21 protein-coding genes are annotated in these 19,856 nt (G+C 33.9%); 13 read left to right on the forward strand and 8 right to left on the reverse strand.

Annotated features, from left to right (window positions below; genetic code table 11):
- The first annotated feature begins 13 nt into the window (after positions 1-13).
- Complete coding sequence (locus B0M43_RS00870) at positions 14-271, forward strand: hypothetical protein (protein WP_065451037.1); 258 nt, start codon at positions 14-16, stop codon at positions 269-271.
- 103 nt (positions 272-374) lie between these two features.
- Here the strand turns inward: B0M43_RS00870 and B0M43_RS00875 are convergent, their stop codons facing one another.
- Positions 375-851: a GNAT family N-acetyltransferase gene (locus B0M43_RS00875; protein WP_078005856.1), complete on the reverse strand. Its 477-nt coding sequence runs from the start codon at positions 849-851 to the stop codon at positions 375-377.
- A gap of 202 nt (positions 852-1,053) precedes the next feature.
- Between B0M43_RS00875 and B0M43_RS00880 the strand changes: the two genes are divergently transcribed.
- Positions 1,054-1,416: a nuclear transport factor 2 family protein gene (locus B0M43_RS00880; RefSeq protein WP_078005857.1), complete on the forward strand. Its 363-nt coding sequence runs from the start codon at positions 1,054-1,056 to the stop codon at positions 1,414-1,416.
- Positions 1,417-1,444: 28 nt separating this feature from the next.
- A complete protein-coding gene (gene map, locus B0M43_RS00885) occupies positions 1,445-2,209 on the forward strand; it encodes a type I methionyl aminopeptidase (RefSeq protein WP_078005858.1) in 765 nt (254 codons plus the stop codon).
- Between the two features lie 61 nt (positions 2,210-2,270).
- On the opposite strand, the gene B0M43_RS00890 is transcribed toward map, so the two are convergent.
- Positions 2,271-3,251: an aldo/keto reductase gene (locus B0M43_RS00890; RefSeq protein WP_078005859.1), complete on the reverse strand. Its 981-nt coding sequence runs from the start codon at positions 3,249-3,251 to the stop codon at positions 2,271-2,273.
- Between the two features lie 191 nt (positions 3,252-3,442).
- Here B0M43_RS00890 and B0M43_RS00895 point away from each other — a divergent pair, with 191 nt between their 5' ends.
- Entirely contained in the window at positions 3,443-4,339 is an 897-nt protein-coding gene (locus B0M43_RS00895) for an AraC family transcriptional regulator (protein WP_078005860.1), read from the forward strand.
- Positions 4,340-4,356: 17 nt separating this feature from the next.
- Positions 4,357-5,937 (forward strand): Na+/H+ antiporter, encoded by a 1,581-nt coding sequence (locus B0M43_RS00900; protein ID WP_078005861.1) that lies wholly within the window; start codon positions 4,357-4,359, stop codon positions 5,935-5,937.
- Positions 5,938-5,961: 24 nt separating this feature from the next.
- On the opposite strand, the gene B0M43_RS00905 is transcribed toward B0M43_RS00900, so the two are convergent.
- From B0M43_RS00905 to B0M43_RS00925, 5 genes are all read right to left on the reverse strand, one after another.
- Positions 5,962-6,744: a TIGR03915 family putative DNA repair protein gene (locus tag B0M43_RS00905; protein WP_078005862.1), complete on the reverse strand. Its 783-nt coding sequence runs from the start codon at positions 6,742-6,744 to the stop codon at positions 5,962-5,964.
- Positions 6,745-6,969: 225 nt separating this feature from the next.
- Entirely contained in the window at positions 6,970-8,229 is a 1,260-nt protein-coding gene (locus B0M43_RS00910; RefSeq protein ID WP_078005863.1) for a putative DNA modification/repair radical SAM protein, read from the reverse strand.
- A 140-nt stretch (positions 8,230-8,369) separates the two neighbouring features.
- Entirely contained in the window at positions 8,370-9,095 is a 726-nt protein-coding gene (locus B0M43_RS00915) for a siderophore-interacting protein (protein WP_078005864.1), read from the reverse strand.
- A gap of 79 nt (positions 9,096-9,174) precedes the next feature.
- Positions 9,175-10,023 (reverse strand): AraC family transcriptional regulator, encoded by an 849-nt coding sequence (locus tag B0M43_RS00920; RefSeq protein WP_078005865.1) that lies wholly within the window; start codon positions 10,021-10,023, stop codon positions 9,175-9,177.
- Between the two features lie 181 nt (positions 10,024-10,204).
- Positions 10,205-12,067 (reverse strand): TonB-dependent siderophore receptor, encoded by a 1,863-nt coding sequence (locus tag B0M43_RS00925; protein ID WP_078005866.1) that lies wholly within the window; start codon positions 12,065-12,067, stop codon positions 10,205-10,207.
- Positions 12,068-12,110: 43 nt separating this feature from the next.
- Here B0M43_RS00925 and B0M43_RS00930 point away from each other — a divergent pair, with 43 nt between their 5' ends.
- From B0M43_RS00930 to B0M43_RS00965, 8 genes are all read left to right on the forward strand, one after another.
- Positions 12,111-13,613 carry a PLP-dependent aminotransferase family protein gene (locus B0M43_RS00930; protein ID WP_246860183.1) on the forward strand — a complete coding sequence of 501 codons (1,503 nt, stop codon included), beginning with the start codon at positions 12,111-12,113 and terminating at the stop codon, positions 13,611-13,613.
- A 106-nt stretch (positions 13,614-13,719) separates the two neighbouring features.
- Positions 13,720-14,283, forward strand: coding sequence for a Crp/Fnr family transcriptional regulator (locus B0M43_RS00935; protein WP_078005867.1), 564 nt, complete (start codon positions 13,720-13,722; stop codon positions 14,281-14,283).
- Positions 14,284-14,349: 66 nt separating this feature from the next.
- Positions 14,350-14,676, forward strand: coding sequence for a multidrug efflux SMR transporter (locus B0M43_RS00940; protein ID WP_078005868.1), 327 nt, complete (start codon positions 14,350-14,352; stop codon positions 14,674-14,676).
- 252 nt (positions 14,677-14,928) lie between these two features.
- Positions 14,929-15,318, forward strand: coding sequence for a hypothetical protein (locus B0M43_RS00945; protein WP_210418042.1), 390 nt, complete (start codon positions 14,929-14,931; stop codon positions 15,316-15,318).
- 430 nt (positions 15,319-15,748) lie between these two features.
- On the forward strand, positions 15,749-16,312 hold the full coding sequence (locus B0M43_RS00950; RefSeq protein WP_065451022.1) for a DUF6642 family protein: 564 nt from the start codon (positions 15,749-15,751) through the stop codon (positions 16,310-16,312).
- A gap of 2 nt (positions 16,313-16,314) precedes the next feature.
- On the forward strand, positions 16,315-17,235 hold the full coding sequence (locus tag B0M43_RS00955; protein ID WP_168199917.1) for an AraC family transcriptional regulator: 921 nt from the start codon (positions 16,315-16,317) through the stop codon (positions 17,233-17,235).
- Between the two features lie 71 nt (positions 17,236-17,306).
- Positions 17,307-17,507, forward strand: coding sequence for a hypothetical protein (locus tag B0M43_RS00960; RefSeq protein WP_065451020.1), 201 nt, complete (start codon positions 17,307-17,309; stop codon positions 17,505-17,507).
- Positions 17,508-17,547: 40 nt separating this feature from the next.
- Positions 17,548-18,120 (forward strand): pentapeptide repeat-containing protein, encoded by a 573-nt coding sequence (locus tag B0M43_RS00965; RefSeq protein ID WP_078005869.1) that lies wholly within the window; start codon positions 17,548-17,550, stop codon positions 18,118-18,120.
- Positions 18,121-18,261: 141 nt separating this feature from the next.
- Here the strand turns inward: B0M43_RS00965 and B0M43_RS00970 are convergent, their stop codons facing one another.
- Positions 18,262-19,830, reverse strand: a complete 1,569-nt coding sequence (locus tag B0M43_RS00970) for a DUF5123 domain-containing protein (protein WP_078005870.1) — start codon at positions 19,828-19,830, stop codon at positions 18,262-18,264.
- Positions 19,831-19,856: the final 26 nt, after the last annotated feature.

The raw sequence follows: 19,856 nt of genomic DNA on the forward strand, positions 1-19,856 counted from the left end.
ATGCGCTAACAATATGGATATAGTTAAATTTAAAATCACATCAAAAACGATCAAAGTAGAAGTACGCAATTCGAATAATTATGTTTTTAATTTTAATAGTGCTTTAGAAATTGAAAAAGAAGACAAAGAAGTTTTATTACGACTTTATCACGCATTAGATCTTCTTTTTAAGAAAGAAACTCCAAGCGAAGTAAAAAACTATATCTCACCGAACCAAACCAATATCCTGGATCAAATTTCTGCCGTTGATGGTTTAGAGGAAGAGAAATAAATAATTTATATGCAACAAACCAAAGCCCTTAAACAGTAATTGTTTAAGGGCTTTGGTTTAAAATTTATTTCGAAAACTTTAAAAATGGCTTTGATAAAAATACTTAACCAATATCGCAGCGCATTGTTGTAACGATTTTTTTGAAACCTGCTTTTTCATAGGCTCTCACTGCAGCTTCATTTTCGTCATAAACCTGCAATCTTACCTCTGTTATTCCTTGATCTAAAATCCATTTTTTAAGAGCGGTAAGTAATAAACCGCTAATTCCTTGTCCTCTAAATTCCGGGCTTACAAACATAAAGCCAAGATACCCAAATACTTCGTGTTTTTCATACGGTTTTGCAGATCGAATTTGCGCATAACCACTTCCAATAATTTCGTTATTACTTTCGACAACCATAATTTCTGTCGCTTTATCTTCTATCAATTCCTGTATATCGTAATAAAATATTTCACCCTCTTTTAGTGTTGGATCAAATGGTCGTTCTGCATCAACAAGAGTCTGCAGGAATTCGGCAAGCTTAGGCAAATCAGTATTGGCAGCAGGCCTGATCGTTATATTTTTGTTATTTGTACTCATATTTCAAATATATTAAATCCTTTTTGATTCAATAAAAAAAGTGTTTAGAAAAATCATTTTTAGCTTTTGCAAATGGCGGAGTTAAAATTTTTATTGAATTAGTTTTATATTAGCTATAGTTTAAACATTTGCTCAACAAATCGGTGCAGGCTATTGTACAAAATAAACCTCATTAAGACTACTTATAATCAAAAAAAAGACAATGGAAAATCAATTTGAAGATATTATCAGGAAAGCGTACAATTCGTTTAACGAAAGAAACATTGACAACGCCTTATCGACAATGCAAAATGATGTGCAATGGTCAAAAGCATGGGAAGGCGGTTACATAAGCGGTCACGACGAAATTAAAGATTACTGGACAAGACAATGGACAGAAATAAATCCAAAAGTGGAACCTGTTGGCTTTAATGAAAGAGAAAACGGAAGTCTGGAAGTTAAAGTGCATCAAAACGTAAAAGATTTGCAAGGCGGTTTAATATTTGACGGACTAGTAAAGCATATTTATACTTTTCAGGACGGATTGATCAAAACGATGGACATAGAACTGGTAGAAAATAACTAATTTTGTATTCATCAGAAAAAACAAAATCATGTCAATAAAACAAGAATCCGAATTAATTGGAATGCAAAAGGCAAGTGAAGCTGTCGCTTTTACTTTGAAAGAAATGAGAAACTTTGCCAAAGCAGGAATGACAACGAAGGAATTAGATGAGTATGGCGGAAAAATCCTGAACGAATTAGGGGCAAAATCGGCACCTTATTTAACGTATGGTTTTCCGGGATGGACTTGCATTAGTGTAAACAACGAATTTTGTCACGGTATTCCGTCAGATAAAAGAATTCTTAACGAAGGTGATTTAATCAATATTGATGTTTCGGCAGAACTTGACGGTTTTTGGTCAGATAATGGAGGTTCGTTTGTAATTGGTGAAGATGTAAACGGACACCAAAAACTGGTTGACGCTTCAAAAGATATTTTACAAAAAGCAATCGACAATATAAAAGGCGGTGTAAAGATTTCTGAAATAGGATATCTTATAGAAACTGAAGCTAAAAAAAGAGGTTACAAAGTAATCAAAAATCTGGGCGGGCACGGTATTGGAAGAAGCCTGCATGAACAACCGGATGAATTATTAAACTATAAAAACCGATTTGATCAAAGACGTTTCAAAAAGGATTCGGTTGTAGCAATTGAAACTTTTATCTCAACCTCATCCTCTCTTGCCGTAGAACTTAAGGATGGCTGGACAATGGTAGGCAATAAAGGCGGACATATGGCACAACACGAACATACTATTGTAGTTACCAATGGCAAACCTATTATTTTGACAGAAATGAACGGAATCTGGAATTAAGATTTAAAACGATACTAAAAAAACAAACCCTTAAATACTATTATTTAAGGGTTTTGTTGTTTTATTTGTCTACCGATTTTTGCAATTGCGCAGGATATCGATCTCCTTGTATAGTGGTTTGGGAAAAAGCATCATCAATGTTTTTAATATCTTCTACAGATAATTTAATTGAGGCTCCACCAATATTTTCTGTTAATCGGTGTGATTTGGTGGTGCCCGGAATTGGTGCAATCCAAGGTTTTTGCGCCAATAACCAACCTAATGCAATTTGTGCAGGAGTTGCTTGTTTTTGAGAAGCAATGGCAGATAGCAAATCAACTAATTTTTGATTGGCTTTTCTGTTTTCTTCACTAAAACGAGGTAAAGAATTTCTAAAATCCGTCGCTTCAAAACTGGTGCTTTCAGTAATTGCACCTGTTAAAAATCCTCTTCCTAAAGGGCTAAACGGTACAAAACCAATTCCTAATTCTTCAATTGTTGGCAAAATTGCTACTTCAGGTTCTCTCCACCAAATCGAATATTCACTTTGCAAAGCAGATATTGGCTGAACGGCATGTGCTTTTCGAATAGAGGTTACTCCCGCTTCAGACATTCCAAAGTATTTTACTTTTCCTTCCTGAATCAAATCTTTCACTGTTCCTGCAACATCTTCAATTGGCACATTTTGATCTACTCTATGCTGGTAGAATAAATCAATAACATCCGTTTTCATACGTCTTAAAGATTCTTCGGCCACAGCCCTGATATTTTCAGGTCGGCTGTCTTGTCCGTTAAACGCCTGTCCGTCTTTAAAACCAAATTTAGTAGCAATAATTACTTCTTTTCTAAATGGGCTTAAAGCTTCTCCTACCAATTCTTCGTTGGCAATACCATACGCTTCGGCAGTATCAAAAAAGGTAATTCCCTGTTCGTAGGCTTCTCTAATTATTTTTATAGCATGTTGTTTTTCTATTTGGGCACCATAAGCAAAACTTAATCCCATACAACCCAATCCCAATGCAGAAACTTCTAAGCCCTGAGTTCCTAATATTCTCTTTTCCATAATTTTATTTTTAAAAATAGTGATCTGATATGTTTAGTATCATTTTTAATACTACAAATTTCCGCCAATAATCTCACTTGCCTATAATACATATTACTGCTATTCTAACCATTTTTACTGATTTGCATAATCACGCTAAGTTATTAAAAATCTGAGTAGTATATTTGTGTATATAATTTCATAGACGCATCATGGATCCTATTATAAAACTCGAAAAAGTTACACAGTACAATCAATTAAAAGATGTTGAAACCCAGCATCCTTTAATAAGTATTTTTGATAATTCTAATAGCAAAGCACTCCCCAATCATACCAGAATACACTTTGGTTTTTATGCTATATTTTTAAAAGCCGGAAATTGCGGTGAGTTAAAATACGGGCGTAACAATTACGATTATGATGATGGTACAATGGTTTTTATAGGTCCCGGACAAATACTCGAGGTTAATAATACTGAGAATTATAAATCTACTGGCCTAACATTACTTTTTCATCCTGATCTGATTAGAGGAACTTCACTGGCAAAAAATATAAATCAGTATTCGTTCTTTTCTTATGACTCACATGAAGCACTTCATTTATCTTTGAAAGAACAGCAAATAATAAAAGATTTATTTAGTAAATTAGATTACGAATTAATTCACTCTATTGATAAGCACAGTAAAGGCATCATCAGTAATACTATAGAATTGTTACTTAATTATTGTGTTCGATTTTATGACAGGCAATTCATTACCAGAGAAAATATCAATACTGATGTTTTATCGAAGTTTGAAAATTTGTTGAATGAGTATTTTTTATCTGAAATTGCAAAAGATTCGGGCTTACCTTCGGTTGGCTATTTTGCCGATCGTTTGCACCTTTCTGCGAATTATTTTGGTGATTTAATTAAAAAAGAAACAGGCAAATCAGCTCAGGAACACATTCAGTTAAAATTAATTACCTTAGCCAAAGAACGAATTTTTGATACTGACAAATCCGTTAGTCAAATCGCATTTGAACTTGGTTTTAAATATCCACAGCATTTTAATCGAATGTTTAAAAAGAATACGGGTTACACCCCAATTGAATACAGAAGTTTAAATTAAAATCTATAAACAAAAGAATGCTTGAGAATTTCCCTTTTTATTTAGGTCTTTTAATTGTTATTTTATTACTGATTATGTTGGCTAATAAAATAAAAGTAGCTTATCCCATATTATTAGTATTGGCAGGATTGGCTATCAGTTTTATTCCAAAAGTGCCTTTAATACAAATCGAACCCGATCTTATCTTCTTTATATTTCTGCCGCCATTATTATACGAAGCGGCGTGGACAGTTTCATGGAAAGAAATGTGGCGATGGCGACGCATTATTACAAGTTTTGCCTTTGTAGTCGTTTTTGTCTCGGCCCTCTCTGTAGCATTAGTGGCCAATTATATTATTCCCGGATTTTCATTAGCATTAGGCTTTGTTATGGGCGGAATTGTATCTCCTCCGGATGCGGTAAGTGCCGGTGCTATTTTGAAATTTGTAAAGGTGCCTAAAACTATTTCATCCATTTTAGAAGGCGAAAGTTTACTTAATGATGCTTCCTCCTTAATAATTTTCAGATTTGCGATGATTGCCGTGGCAACTGAGCAATTTATATTTTATAAAGCAGCGGTAAGTTTTAGCTGGATGATTTTTGGCGGAGTTGGAATTGGTTTATTAATTGGATGGCTTTTTATGAAAGCACATAAATATTTGCCTACAGATGCCAATGCAGATATCGTTTTATCATTAGCTACACCCTATATTATTTACCTCGCTGCCGAAGAAGTTCACAGTTCAGGTGTATTGGCCGTAGTGTGTGGCGGATTGCTTTTGTCTAATAACCGACACCGATTTTTGAGCAGCAGATCTCGTTTGCAGGGTATCAATGTTTGGCAGAGTCTCACTTTTATCCTGAATGGTTTTGTATTTATGCTGATTGGTTTAGATCTTCCGCAAATTACAAACGGACTTAAAGTCGAGGCTGTTAGCATTTCGTCAGCAATTGGTTATGGCGTTCTGATAACATTTGTTTTAATTATCAGTAGAATTATATCCTCTTATGGTGCTGTTGTCGTGACGCTCATTGCCCGAAATTTTATTACAGTTGCCGATAGCAGAAATCCCGGTTACAAAACCCCCTTTATATTGGGCTGGACCGGAATGAGAGGTGTAGTTTCATTAGCTGCTGCCCTGTCTATACCTGTTTATTTGAATAATGGCAACGGTTTTCCGCAGCGAAATCTTATTTTATTTATCACTTTTATCGTTATTCTTTTAACGTTGGTCATTCAGGGACTCACCTTGCCTTATTTCATTAAAAAAATTAATCTTACAGATGTTTATGATCCGCTGCCAAAAGAAGAAGCTCATAATAACCTGCGCCACGAATTAGCCGAATTTGCTTTAAATTATCTTAAGACCAATTACAGCGACCAAATCGAAAATAATACTTCTTTACAGCATCTTATTCATAAATGGGAACAATACAGTAATGGCATTGATGATGAAGCAATAGGCAAAGAACTGAAAGTAATTTATCTTGATTTATTAAACGAGCAAAGACAATGGCTAATTGCTAAAAACAAAGAAGATCAAACGCTGGATGAAACCATCATTAGGCGACAAATGCATTATTTAGATATTGAAGAGGAAAAATTGCGTTATCTCTAAAAGATAGTTTGTAAAGCATTACTTCTAAACCCGACCCTTGATATCCGGAATTTTCTCTGTTAGATTTTTCCAGTATCGTTTTGGCATGTGTTGGAGATGAAGTTTTGTATTTTTTCGGGATTCAATATTGACACTTTTGAAATAATTGCGCCATAAATCCTGAAAAAGTTCTTCGCCTTCATCGCCTATTTCTGCTAAAAACTTAGAGGAATTAGATTCAGTATTAAACTGTATTGCTACATTCGAAACATTTTTCAGATCATAATAAATACCATATTTACGTTTGGCATCATAAATTAACCAGCGCTGATCAGCATAACGGCTTCTAAAATGATTTTCTATAAGGGGCAAAACATTGCAATCCGGTTCGACGATCGCATAGTACAATTGGTCTTCTGTTAATTGAAACCTGACGAATGCCTCCATTCGATGTGATTCTTTTCCGGTAAGCCTAATGGCTTTTCGCAGTTCTAAAACATCATTATTACTAAAATCGTCTTCTACATTTATTGTACTTGACAATACATATTGCACATACCGAAACATGATTTCTTCGATCTTATTGGTTTCGGATAAAAAGGCATGATATAAACCCTGAAATCCATTTTTCGAAAAACGTTTTTGTAATCCGCTTAAAACCCGCTTTACTTTTATCTCATCTGTAATCACTGTATGATTGGTAGAAAAAAGCAAATCGGCAGAGGCTTCGTTTTTGGCAAAAACAATATCCTGCAATTTATATTCATAAATTTCGAATACGGCTGTAACCCAGCCTTCATAAGTACCATCGTAAATTATCTGTGTCATTCTAATTTTATTCCGTAATTGTGATTACTTCGTCCATTCGTTTGCTCAATATTAAACACATAGAAACATAGATTTTATATGCAAAAAAGGATACAAAAAAGAAATACATTTCTTTCACATAGTCCCCGAAGCTTCGGGATGCATTTTAATTAAGTGAAACGCCTTTTTAATAAACAAAGGCTATGTTTCTATGTGTTAAAAATTACTACCATTGCATTTAATTAACTAAAATAAAGCAAGCTGATTCGAAAAGTCACTCTTGTATTTACTCTTTTGAGTATTGAGAATATGATCTTTGATTTGAATAGAAGTTAAATCCTTTTGTAATTGAAAAGGTGTTGCAAATGCCAGAAAATATTTAGCGCGCGTATAGGCGATTCCTAATTTTTGCAAATCCTGAGGCACTAATTTTTTAAATTTTCTTGCAGCTACAATTTTTTTGGCACTCAAAAAACCGATACCCGGAATACGCTTAATTAGTTCGAGATCGGCAGTATTAACATCGACTGGAAACTGATTCATATTACGCAATGCCCAACCTAATTTTGGGTCGATATCCAGATCCAGATTAGGCTGATCAAAACCCACGATTTCATTTACATTAAATCCGTACAAGCGAATTAACCAATCGGCCTGATACAAACGATTTTCGCGAATCATCGGAACCGGAGTTCCTATCGCAGGAAGTCTGGTATCATAACTTATGGGTACATATCCGGAATAATACACGCGTCGCATGTTCATTTGATCATAAAAATAATTGGCCATTCCCAGAATTTCCATATCATTTTCCTGTGTTGCACCAATTACCATTTGTGTACTCTGCCCTGCCGGAGCAAATAGCGGAGCTTTATAATTGATTTTTTTCTCTTCTTTATGACCAACAATTTCATTTTTCAGATATTCCATTGGTTTAATCACATCGATATGATTTTTTTCCGGTGCCAGTAATTTAAGGCTTTTCTCTGTTGGCATTTCGACATTTACACTCAAACGATCGGCGTACATTCCGGCTTGTTGCAGTAATTCATCGCTGGCTCCCGGAATGGCTTTAAGATGTATATAACCATTAAAATTTTCTTCTAATCGTAATTTCTTGGCAATCCTCACCAAACGTTCCATCGTATAATCTGGATTATCAAAGATGCCAGAACTCAAAAACAAACCTTCAATATAATTTCTTCTGTAAAAACCAATCGTAAGATCAACGACTTCCTGCACCGTAAAAGCGGCGCGTTTTACATCATTACTTTTTCGGCTTACGCAATACGCGCAATCAAAAATGCAATGGTTGGTCAGTAAAATTTTCAGCAACGAAACACAACGGCCATCTTCGGTATACGAATGACAAATACCATATCCTTTTGCATTTCCTAGTCCATTATCCTTATTTTTTCGATTGCTTTGACTTGACGAACATGAAACATCATATTTCGCCGCATCAGCCAAAATCGACAACTTCTCCATCACTCTTTCATGTACCATTTTGAGCCTTTTTTTGTGGTTAAAAAAACTAAATTTGTTTCGCCTCAAAACTACTCTTTTATGATGCAAAAAATCTGAAATTGGTTGTTCTAAATTGTATCAAAATGCAACACTACAGCTTCAACTATTTGATTATGTGATTACAATCCAATTTTTCCTTCGGCCCAATAAGCCTGGGTATAGATTTTTTTATTGAGGACACCTTTTTCTTTTAATACTTTTCTAAACGCCTGAATAGACTTTGCATTTCCCATTAAATAAAATTGTCCATGTTGCCATAAATCCCAAATTTTAGCATCTAATTTATTCAGTGTTTCTATTGCAAATTCGGCTTTGTTGGGAGTCTTTGGAACAATATCAACTGAGAATCCTAGTTTATCAGGAACTTCCATATCATCAGGATCCAGTTCTAAAATACCGAGGTAATTATTTTCATTAGCATTTATTTCATCCTTTAAACTTTTAAAAACACTAATACAGGTTTCATCTCCATAAAAAAACTGGTATTTTTCTTCTTTTTTAAAAAACTCAAAACCTCGTGGCATTCCCACCGTTATTTGATCATCAGGTTTTAGGTTTTCGACGAAATAACTTCCAGGACCATTTTTATGAATATGAAAAATAACTTCAAATGTTCCTTTTTCGCTATTCCATTTACTGGGCGTATAATTTCGATAATTGGTATCATCAATCCTGATAATTATGGCTTGGCCAATTTTAAAATTGATGTGCGGAAAATGACCTTTGAACCTAATTCTCTTTATATTTTGGCTCAGCATTTTAGTATCGGTAACTTTTACTTTGCAAATTTTACTGCTAAAGGCAAGTTCCATAAAATCTCCAATAATTTTAGGCATCGAATTCATAATGGTATGTTTTAATTTCAATGCAAAATTGAAACTAAAACACAAAAAACAGGTTGCAGAGGAAATAGGGATGATTGGACTATTCGCGGAATTTCAATCGAAAGGCTAATGGGGTTTCGCCAGTTATTTTTTTGAATAATCTTGAAAAATAAGTATGGTCTTCGAATCCTAACATAAAGGCAATTTCTTTGACATCATTTTCGGTATAATACAGCAATCGCTGTGCTTCTATAATCATGCTATTTTGTAACCAATAAGTGACTGATTTACCTGTCGAAGCATTCACACAATAATTCAAATGGGAAGTAGTAATATTTAATTTTTGAGCAAAAAACGATGGACTTTCTAAAAAAGTAACTTCAGAAATTAATTGTTTAAAATTAGAATAAATCAGCATCGATTGATTTTTAATTTCTGATGCTACAGTATTGGATGCTGAATAAATATTGACAAAACGGTAAACTAAAGCATTAAAAAGACCATTGACAATAGCCGTTTTATTGAGAATAGTATCTTCAAAAGAACGGTGCAATAGCGCAACAGTTTGTAAAAGATCGTGCTTGTGGAGTTTATCAATTTTATTTACCTGATCAACAATTTTCAGATTCTGAAAAACAGCTGCACAATGATTCGGAATTAAAAATGGAGCTACACTTATATAATATCCAACTGCATCCGGTGAAACAAATTTTGGCGCATGAATCTGGAAAGGTTTTATAACTACAATACTTTGTGCACTAATTTTCAAGTCTATCATATCACATTTCATGATGACTTTGCCTTTGATAAGCACAAAAAAAATATAAAAATCATCGCGATGTGTTCCTAATTTATTTATGGTTTCTGCATCTCGTCCCAATACAGACGATTCGGCAATATAAATACCGCCAACTGCTTCTGAACTCTGATTGTAAACAGGAATTTTCAAATTGTGATTTTTGGATTTATGAATAACACGTAAATTTTAAACGATGAGGTCTGTACAAACTTAGAAAATTAATCCTAAAATCAGTATAGATAGCAAACAATCTGTTTTTTAAAAGCAAAATCCCTTTCATCATAAATGATTAAAGGGATTTTATATTTTTATTTTAAAAGAATAATGAAGCTTAGAAAGTCACAAATTTTACTCCAAGGCTAAACCATCTTGAAGGAAGAGGCACCGCTCCTACTTCATAATAAGTCGCATTAAAGATGTTTTGCGCATCTACATAAACAGTCACTTTTTTGATCGATTGACTTACTCTAAAATCATTTACCCAATACGATGGTCCAGTTACTCTTTGGCTAAAACGGGTTGCAAATAAAGCGGTAAAATTTTTATGCTGAAAATCTATTGTATTGGTTACCTGATGTTCCAGAGATGAAACCAAATACTTGGCATAAACAGTCGAAATTACATCCTGAAATTTAAAATCCAGATAAGAATATGCCAGATTGATATTCAACTTAGAATCGTTAGAAAAACTGACTCTGTAATTGGTACGCAAATTGAAACCACTGGTATTCAGGTTTCCGTAGTTGTTACTTTGCCACGGTTCTGTTGTTACATTTCTTGTCCAGTCGATAAAATTGCTGATTTTTCTAAAGAAATAATTGGCATTAAAACTAAAATCCCTTTTGATGTATTTGAATCCTATTTCACTCTGAAAAGCATTTTCGGTATCCAGATTCGGATTTCCAATATTTCCCGGACGCTGGTTAAGATATAAATCAGTAAACGAAGGAATACGCTGACTTGTGCCAATATTTCCAATGATCTTAAAAGCATCTGTAATCGCATAACTTGCATCTAATCCCGGGTAAGCCTGCCATTTATAATCTGAATTATAATTGACATAAGTTCCAAAATTTACATCAAGCTTTTCGATAAAAGTCGTTCTGTACTGCAGATAAATTCCGTAATTATCACGATTATGATCCCCAATATTAGACGAGTGAATATCTTCGCTTCTTACTTCGGCTCCAAAGCCTAATTCTCCTGTTTCCATTTTATAAGTCGTATTCACTTCTGCAGCAACTGAGTTGGTATAATGCTGGCTTCTTCCTGCGTTGAGGTTCGAAATTCCGTAATAGCGATAATCATCATAATTGTATCTGTAACTTACCCGAGGCATCAAAGTCCATTTTTCAGATAACTGATGTTTCGATTGTACCGATGCAAAAGTTGTTTGTACCACTTCGCTTGAGTTTTTATCTCCTGGCGCTGCATAAAATCCGTTTGCTCCAAAGCCATTATTGATGTAACCAAATGAAGTTAAAATTTCGTTGGTATCATTTAACTGGTAATTACCCTGATAAAAGATTTTATTATTTTCGAAAGCTGTATTGTAGCGATATCCATTGCTTTTATCATGCGAAGCAAAAAGCGAATGTTGCTGTTTTTCCTTGCTTAAGACACCACCAACCTGAATTCCGGTACCATAAAAAGTATCACCCGTATTTTGTGTATCCTTTTCGAAATTCGAACCTGCATAACTATTGACTAAAAATCCGGACTGCGTTGGTTTTTTGGTAATAATATTGATTGCTCCTGTTAAACTATTTACACCATAGGTAAGCGCTGCCGGTCCGCGGATGATTTCGATTCTTTCAATTACCTCAACCGGAATAGGGAGATTAAGCATATTGTGAGCGGTTTGAGAATCTATAACTTTGGCTCCGTTTAAAAGAACCACCGTTTGTTCGAAACTTCCTCCGTCGACACTTACATCAGCCTGACTTCCAAAAGGGCCTCTTTGTCTAAGGTCAACTCCGTTGGCATATTGCAGAATTTCCTGAACAGATCTTCCTGGTAATTTTGCAATTGTAGCCTGATCAATTACGTAAACGTTTCTGTTTTTCTTGGATATAGGCGTACTAAACCTATTTTCATGAATAATTACTTCATCAATATTAATGGTATCTTTTTGCACCTGAGCTTGTAAACTAACACTTAATAGAGTCAGTGCAGCAAAATAAAGTTTTGTCATTTGTTTTAATTTTTTGCAAAAGTAGTACCTTGCCGTACTACTAATGTATACCAGTTTTACAAAAATGGATAGTCCGGTTCAAATTCCTTTTAAAAGTTTCATTCAGCTCAAGCCTGAAGAAACTACCGCTTTGTATTTGCAAATCGTTTTTGAGTTTATAAAAGCAATACAAATTGGGTTGCTTCCTGAAGGCACAAAACTTCCGGGAACCCGCATATTATGTAAAGTATTAGAAGTAAACAGAAATACCCTGATCAAAGCTTTTCAGGATCTCGAATTGCAAGGCTGGATCGAAATTTTGCCCAACAAGGGCACGTTTATATTATCTGAAAAACAACAAAAAAACAAAGCCGATTTTACTGACGAAAGTAAAAATGTCTCAAAAGCAAACGAAGGTTTTACTTTTAAACATTCTACAATTCTTGAAAACCCAAAAGAAACCAGCGATTTGCCGTATCAGTTTAATGATGGTTTGCCTGATTTGCGATTGGTACAAAGCGATGTTCTGGCAAGATTGTATGTTTCTAAATTAAAAAAACAAAAAACCACCAAAACCTGGGAACAAATTCAGGCGCAGTCTCATCTGAATTTTAAAACCCAGTTTTCTAATTTTTTAAATTTAACGAGAGGAATTCGTATTTCGACCTCTAATTTACTTACCACAAGCAGTCATGAAATTAGTTTGTATCTCGTCACTAAACTACTTATTTCTCCAGGCGATAAAGTGGTAGTGGCTTCTCCGGGATATTATATTTCTAATATGACATTGTCTGATAGTGGTGCACAAATTATTACAATACCCGTTGATAAAGACGGCATCGATACGCAACAGTTAAAACAAATTTGCGAGGAACATCAAATCAGGATTTTGTATTTAACTTCAAATTATCATTATCCAACAACAACTTCACTAAGTGCAAAAAGAAGAATGGAAGTTCTGGAATTGGCCAATCGCTACGGATTTGTGATTATTGAAGATGATTACGATTTTGATTTTCATTATGACAATAATCCCGTTCTGCCTCTCGCCGCCTTAGATTCAAACGAAAGAGTAGTTTACATCGGATCGTTTGGAAGGTCTTTACCGGCAGGATTTGGTTACGGATTTATCGCTGCACCATCTGCTTTTATAAAAGAACTCGAAAAACATCAAAACATTCTCGAATCTGGAATTGATGTTATCAAGGAACAGGTTTTAACTGATTGGATCAAGGAAGGCGAAGTGCATCGTCTTTCGAAAAAAAACAAAAAAATCTACAAAGAACGCAGGGATAATTTTGTTTTATTATTGAAAGAAAAACTGGAAGGAAAAATCAAATTTCAGGTTCCGTTAAGAGGTTTGGCGATTTGGGTAGAATGGCTGGATCACTTTAATTTGATACAATTGCAGAAACAATGTGCCGCAAATGGATTATTTTTGCCCAAAACAGTTTTATATCAAACCAAAAATCTTACGGCAACGCGTTTAGGTTTTGGACATTTTGATCAAACGGAAATGGAAAATGCCGTAACTATTTTACGACAGTCTCTTGATGCTATTTTATAAATCTAAGTGTTAGATATTTTTCACGCAGATTTAGCAGATCTGGCAGATTTTTTATAATCCCTTAATCTGTGGCTTGATTTAAAACATTTTAAAATAAAAACATAACATGGAAATAGACCAAATTCTTGACCTGATCTATCCTCTTCCGGAACTTTCAAAACTAAAACTTCAAAATTGTGTAAAAGAAGTGCGTTTCTCTAAAGGTCATATTTTATTGCGTGCTGATAAAATTGAAACCACTATTTATTTTATTCGAAAGGGAATTGCAAGAGCTTATGCCAATCGCGATGACAACGAGGTTACTTTTTGGTTTGGCAAAGAAGGAGACACGGTTTTATCAATGAAAAGTTATGTCGCCAACCAGAAAGGATATGAAGATATTGAACTTCTGGAAGACTGTGATTTATATGAATTAAAATCTGAGAAACTACAGAAACTCTTTGAAGAAGACATCCACATTGCCAATTGGGGACGAAAATTTGCCGAAAAAGAACTTGTAAAAACCGAAGAACGCCTGATCTCGCGCCAGTTTCGTACTGCTACAGAACGCTATAAAGAATTACTTACTGATTATCCGCACTTAATTCAGCGTGTACAATTGGGACATATTGCCTCTTACTTAGGAATTTCTCAAGTGAGTTTGAGTAGAATTCGCGCCGAAATAAAATAGTTTCATTTTTTAACAAATGTAAAATTCCCTGCCAATTCCTTTTCTAACCTTTGCAAAAAAAAAGATATGAACTGGATTATTTTAGTTATTGCCGGCTTATTTGAAGTGGGTTTTACATTGTGTTTAGGAAAAGCAAAAGAAACTACCGGAAACGAAATGTACATGTGGTATACCGGATTTTTAATATCGCTTATTGTGAGTATGGGACTTTTAATGAAAGCAACACAAACTTTACCTATTGGTACCGCATATGCCGTTTGGACAGGTATTGGAGCTGTTGGAACTGTTTTAATTGGTATTCTACTATTTAAAGATCCTGCTAATTTCTGGCGACTCTTTTTTATTACAACGCTTATTGGTTCAATTATAGGTTTAAAAGCGGTATCTCACTAAAATATATCATTAGGCATATAAGACAAGCGGATTGGTACAAACTAATCCGCATTTTTTTATCTATAATTTTACATTTTCTCTTTAAAATCAGGTATTTCTACGTAGTGTTATAAATGTTAAAAAAACGAATTTTGTTTACCGAATGTGAGAAACCGTAAATAATTCTCAACAAACGATTATAAATTAGCAAAACATTTACTTAAAAATTAAAAAAGATACTCATTATACATTTCAAACCTGAAAAAGAAAACTATGAAAAATCTTTGGTGTTGGCGTTGCAAAATGGAAGTTCCTATGCTTAATGAAGAGGAATATAAAGTAGCCTCTAAACTATATCGAGATGGTTTTCAAACAGGGAAATGTAGTATGACCAGAAAAAAACGATTTAAAGACCTGCTTGACTATTATAAAAATTTAACAGGATTTGAAGAGACCAATCCTAACGCGATCATGCACCATCGTATCGACTTATACGGTTCTGAATGTGAAAATTGTTCTAAACCTTATAGAACTCCCAAAGCTTCTTTATGTGCTGCTTGCGGCAATAAAAGAGTATCTACCATTATCAATTATGCCGCAACTTTACAAGAGGCCGCACCAAAATGGTGGCAGAAATTCTGGATACTGAATAGGGCTGAGTAGCATTTTTATTACTTTTATAAAAATCATAAAACATGAAGATCAACTATAAAATTCAATTTTTTCTATTAATTATTTGTCTTTTCTTTATTGGTCTAGGAATCTTCTCCATATCAAATACAAGACTAAAAACCGGAACAGAACTTTTTTGGCAAATCTCTGCTTTTGTGCCATTTGTAACATCAGCAATTATTTTTGGCATTAATATTTATTCTCAGCGATTTAAAAATTAGATTGCTTACCTCTTCTTGTAAAAGATTCTATCACATTACTTTATATCTAATTTTAGATTGTGTTTATAGCAAAAGGAGATTATTTATTCAATGTCAAAAATGCGTTAAAAAACTTTTGTGATAGCAGTTTTTCGACAATAAAAAATACTTTTGTGAGATAGGAAAAACAAAGACTTATCAGCAACCCGAAACACAATAGTATGGATTACGAAAAATTCATCTTCTGCCTCGAAGGTGTCCCAGACGTAGACGACGACAGAGAGACCCTGGTAGTAAAGAACCTGGAAGAAATTGCTATTGATCAGGGTATTGCCAGTATTTATAAAACCTGCGATACAATTGAAGGTCTTGAAGAAAGTTTGAATGTGTTGCTTTACGAAGATCATAATTTTAAAGATTATGAAATCATCTATTTGGTAATGCCAGGTGAAGCAAATACTATTTGCCTGCACGATTACTATTACAGTCTCGAAGAAATAGCCGAACTTTTTGAAGGAAAAATGAAAGGTAAAATCATTCATTTTGCCAATTTAAAGGTTTTGGATTTAAATGATGAAGAGGCACAATATTTTCTCGACATCACGGGTGCGCGCGCTATTTCAGGTTACGGATCTACTTATAATAAAATTGCCAGTTCCAGCACAATCGACAAAGCCTTTTTTAGTTTGTATCAGGATAATGATGATATTACTGAAGTGGTAGAAGAATTGTATCAAAAACATTATGCTTTGTGCAAATTGCTCGATTTTAGATTGTATTATTGAATATGAAGGCAAAAACAATTGAGAAAATAAAAACCTACAGCCCAACAGGATTTCGCGAGAAGTTTCTGGGAGAAGACAATCCTATTCATTTGCTTTTCAAATCAAATTCGGATCATTTTTTCTGTCTTGAAATTGAGGACATGATGCAAATGCAGCATCCTGTTCCACCTTCTAAACATTCTTGTCATACCTTAATTTTTATTTCCTCAGGTCTGCATGTTATGAAATTGGGGTATCAGGAATATACTTCTACCGATAATGAAATCATCGTGATACCGGCTGGTCAGATTTTCTCTCTTGAAAATATTAATAATATACACAAAGGCTTTATATGCCAATTTCATCCTGATATTTTAATTGGAAAATACGGCAGCCGTGAAATGATCAATGAATTTGATTTCATGAAAATTTCCGGTAATCCCAAAATCACGCTGGATGTTAATGATGTTCCTGATATTACAGCCATTCTTAAGCGACTTCACAAAGAATATTCAGAAACTTCAAGCGCAAATCTCAATATTGTGCAATCGTATTTGATTACATTATTTTATGAAATGAATAAAAATTCGGTTAAAAGTGCTAAAAGTATTTCGGCAGCTGAAGTGATTACCAATAAGTTTAAAGAGCTCATTTATACCAATATCAAAACACATCATCAGGTCAACTATTATGCTTCTTTACTCAATGTTACTCCAAATCATTTGAATAAATCCGTCAAGGCCATCACAAACAAAACCGTAGCCACATGGATTGATGAAACCATTTTGTTAGAAGCGAAATATTTACTCTTTCAAACCTCTCTTTCTGTAAGCGAAATAGCAATGCAGGTTGGACATGAGGATCATTCTTACTTTAGTCGGTTTTTTAAAAAATTTGAAGGAATCACTCCTATCCAGTATCGAAAATTGATTGATAAATCCTAATTATTGCTTGCAGAATCCTATCAAAACGAAAAGCATTTATTGAAATTTGCCAAGTAAAAAAAAAGCAAACTATGATTTATGTTTTTAAGACTTCCGTTGATACAAATTCGAAATTAGAATTCGCAAATGCATTGCTTCAAGAATTACTACCAAATGCTTTTTGGAATTTTGATCTTGAAGATTGTGATAACATTTTAAGAATTGACAGTGAAGAAGAAATAAACGAAATAGTTCTAAAAAATCAAGTTTTCGATTGCATCGAATTAGAATAAACTGCCTTTTTAAAACTCTTTCAAACCTCAACTTACTATTATGGAGACTGCATTACATCAGAACAAAACCTTTGACACTATTGATTACTCAGATCAAAAACTATCTGATAATGAATTTGTAAACTGCGAATTTATCAATTGCCACTTCTCTAAAAGCGATTTCAGTTCTATCGATTTTTTAGATTGTACTTTTAAGAATTGCAATCTTTCGCTTTCTGTTCTTAAAAATACAGGATTAAAAAACATCAAATTTATCGGTTGTAAATTAATGGGACTTGACTTTAGTGCCAGTAATAGCTTTTTGTTTTCGATGTCTTTTCAGGATTGCCTTCTTGATTATTCGACTTTTATTTACAAAAAACTAAAGAAAACATACTTTATAGATTGCTCGATAAAAGATGTCGATTTCTCAAATACTGATTTGTCTTTAGCTGTATTTAAAAATTGTGATCTTGCCAATGCTACTTTCCAGGATTGTATTTTAGAAAAAACTGATTTTAGAAGTTCACGAAATTATGCATTTGATCCCTCTGAAAACAAAATAAAAAGTACCAAAGTATCTCATGCCGCACTTGCAGGATTATTAGAAAAATTTGATTTGGATATTGAATAATTAAAAAGTTTGCAGTCGCAGTTTTTAGTCTCAGATTTCCGTTCTGTATTTAAAAACCTTTGACCTACTTAATTTGAAAACAAAAAAGGGATATAGCCTAAAGCTACATCCCTTTTTTTCTAACTAACACTTAAAAATGAACTATTTTATCCAACGAGGGTCACCCACTCCGTTGTCTTTTAATGTTTGATTACTTATTGTGAAATCACCCGCTGCAGCATCTGCAAATTGTGGGTTTACAGTTGTAAATGTTGTCGATTTATCAACTGTTATTGAATTAGCACCAACTGTATATAATAAACTAGCATTAAAATAATTGTTACCTGCAAAAGTTGGCGGAGCAGTAGGTGTTCCTGAACCATTCTGGTTCGAATAAATTGCTGTTGTTGAAGCAATTATCGTATTTCTCACAGTAGAAGTATTAGCTCCAAATCGAAGATATAAAATTCTTTTCGACGCTACATTACTTGAAACATTGTATAAAGTACATTTATCAATTAATACATTTGTTGTTAAACCCGTACCTGTTAAGCCGGCATTATCTACACGAACAAATTCACGTCCGATCGAGCAAGAGTCAAATGTGCTATTTTTCAATACGATACTTGCTACATAAGTGTTTCTGAAATCTACAGTCTCAGCTTGCGCATTAGTACTTACATTTTCAACTATAGTATTATCTACCGTAAATGAATTTACTTTTGCCAAATTAACACTTCCATAAATTAAAGCTCGTAAATAATCATGAACATAACAACCACTAATTAATATGTCACCATAAATTGCACTAGCAGTATTAATTGTAATAAAACTAGTATCTCCAGCAGTACTTCCTTCCAAATTCAAATCAATTAATGAAACATTTCCTGTGCCGGCATTAAGAGTAAATCTTACATGCAATAATGGTTTATCACCCGCACGTAATCCTCTTATTGTAATTCCTTTGTTTAAAATAATTTCACCTTTAAACACCTGATAATCGCCAGGCATAAGCACTAATGTAGAACCTGCAGGAGCAGCAAGAATAGCAGCATTTAAGTCATCGGTAGGTTTTACTAAAATTCCGGTTCCAATATCTATTCCGGTTTTAAACGTCCTAACTCCTCTTGTTTTAGTTCCATTAAGTAAAGTTGCTGTATAATCTGTTTCACTTATAAGACCTGACACTAAAGCAACTCCTGCTATTTTTTCTTCTGCTGTTACAGCATGTACAATATTGCCTGGATTGATAGAAATTTGTGTTACAGTACTATTTGGAGTCCATCTTAATGTAACTTGCTTTGCCTCAACATCAGCATCAGCAACAGGTAATAAAATTTGCTCTGTCAATGTTGTAGCTGTTGTAACAGACCATTTAGAATCTGCTGCACCTGTTGCGCTTACTCCTTTTACTCTGATTGAATAAACGGTTTCTCCTTCTAACGGAATTGTTATAGGAAGTTCTGTAGGCAATACTTTTACTGTTTTGTAAATCGTTTTAAACTCAGTATCATCTGCACTAAATTCTACAACATAATAATCTACATCACTTTTTACTGTCCAGTTTAATTCTACTGAGGTTTGATTTCTAACAAAGGCTTTTAGTTCTATTGGAGAAAATGCTCTGCTCGCTCCAATATCTTCTAGAACTCCTTCATTATAGCTTTCGCAACTGGCAACTAGCAATAAAAACATAGCCAGCAATCCTTTTAATATATATTTTGCTTTCATAATTATAAACTATAATTTAATTATTA

Origin of the sequence: Flavobacterium sp. KBS0721 (assembly GCF_002007065.3) — a bacterium.
Taxonomy (GTDB): domain Bacteria; phylum Bacteroidota; class Bacteroidia; order Flavobacteriales; family Flavobacteriaceae; genus Flavobacterium; species Flavobacterium piscis.

What these genes read in the sequence shown, in the direction of transcription:
- B0M43_RS00930 (WP_246860183.1), top strand. Translation starts at nt 12,111, where the DNA reads ATGTATACCAGTTTTACAAAAATGGATAGTCCGGTTCAAATTCCTTTT.
- B0M43_RS00940 (WP_078005868.1), top strand. Translation starts at nt 14,350, where the DNA reads ATGAACTGGATTATTTTAGTTATTGCCGGCTTATTTGAAGTGGGTTTT.
- B0M43_RS00965 (WP_078005869.1), top strand. Translation starts at nt 17,548, where the DNA reads ATGGAGACTGCATTACATCAGAACAAAACCTTTGACACTATTGATTAC.
- B0M43_RS00895 (WP_078005860.1), top strand. Translation starts at nt 3,443, where the DNA reads ATGGATCCTATTATAAAACTCGAAAAAGTTACACAGTACAATCAATTA.
- B0M43_RS00945 (WP_210418042.1), top strand. Translation starts at nt 14,929, where the DNA reads ATGAAAAATCTTTGGTGTTGGCGTTGCAAAATGGAAGTTCCTATGCTT.
- B0M43_RS00890 (WP_078005859.1), bottom strand. Translation starts at nt 3,251, where the DNA reads ATGGAAAAGAGAATATTAGGAACTCAGGGCTTAGAAGTTTCTGCATTG.
- B0M43_RS00910 (WP_078005863.1), bottom strand. Translation starts at nt 8,229, where the DNA reads ATGGTACATGAAAGAGTGATGGAGAAGTTGTCGATTTTGGCTGATGCG.
- B0M43_RS00900 (WP_078005861.1), top strand. Translation starts at nt 4,357, where the DNA reads ATGCTTGAGAATTTCCCTTTTTATTTAGGTCTTTTAATTGTTATTTTA.
- B0M43_RS00950 (WP_065451022.1), top strand. Translation starts at nt 15,749, where the DNA reads ATGGATTACGAAAAATTCATCTTCTGCCTCGAAGGTGTCCCAGACGTA.
- B0M43_RS00925 (WP_078005866.1), bottom strand. Translation starts at nt 12,067, where the DNA reads ATGACAAAACTTTATTTTGCTGCACTGACTCTATTAAGTGTTAGTTTA.
- B0M43_RS00970 (WP_078005870.1), bottom strand. Translation starts at nt 19,830, where the DNA reads ATGAAAGCAAAATATATATTAAAAGGATTGCTGGCTATGTTTTTATTG.
- B0M43_RS00905 (WP_078005862.1), bottom strand. Translation starts at nt 6,744, where the DNA reads ATGACACAGATAATTTACGATGGTACTTATGAAGGCTGGGTTACAGCC.
- B0M43_RS00935 (WP_078005867.1), top strand. Translation starts at nt 13,720, where the DNA reads ATGGAAATAGACCAAATTCTTGACCTGATCTATCCTCTTCCGGAACTT.
- B0M43_RS00870 (WP_065451037.1), top strand. Translation starts at nt 14, where the DNA reads ATGGATATAGTTAAATTTAAAATCACATCAAAAACGATCAAAGTAGAA.
- B0M43_RS00875 (WP_078005856.1), bottom strand. Translation starts at nt 851, where the DNA reads ATGAGTACAAATAACAAAAATATAACGATCAGGCCTGCTGCCAATACT.
- map (WP_078005858.1), top strand. Translation starts at nt 1,445, where the DNA reads ATGTCAATAAAACAAGAATCCGAATTAATTGGAATGCAAAAGGCAAGT.
- B0M43_RS00960 (WP_065451020.1), top strand. Translation starts at nt 17,307, where the DNA reads ATGATTTATGTTTTTAAGACTTCCGTTGATACAAATTCGAAATTAGAA.
- B0M43_RS00955 (WP_168199917.1), top strand. Translation starts at nt 16,315, where the DNA reads ATGAAGGCAAAAACAATTGAGAAAATAAAAACCTACAGCCCAACAGGA.
- B0M43_RS00880 (WP_078005857.1), top strand. Translation starts at nt 1,054, where the DNA reads ATGGAAAATCAATTTGAAGATATTATCAGGAAAGCGTACAATTCGTTT.
- B0M43_RS00915 (WP_078005864.1), bottom strand. Translation starts at nt 9,095, where the DNA reads ATGAATTCGATGCCTAAAATTATTGGAGATTTTATGGAACTTGCCTTT.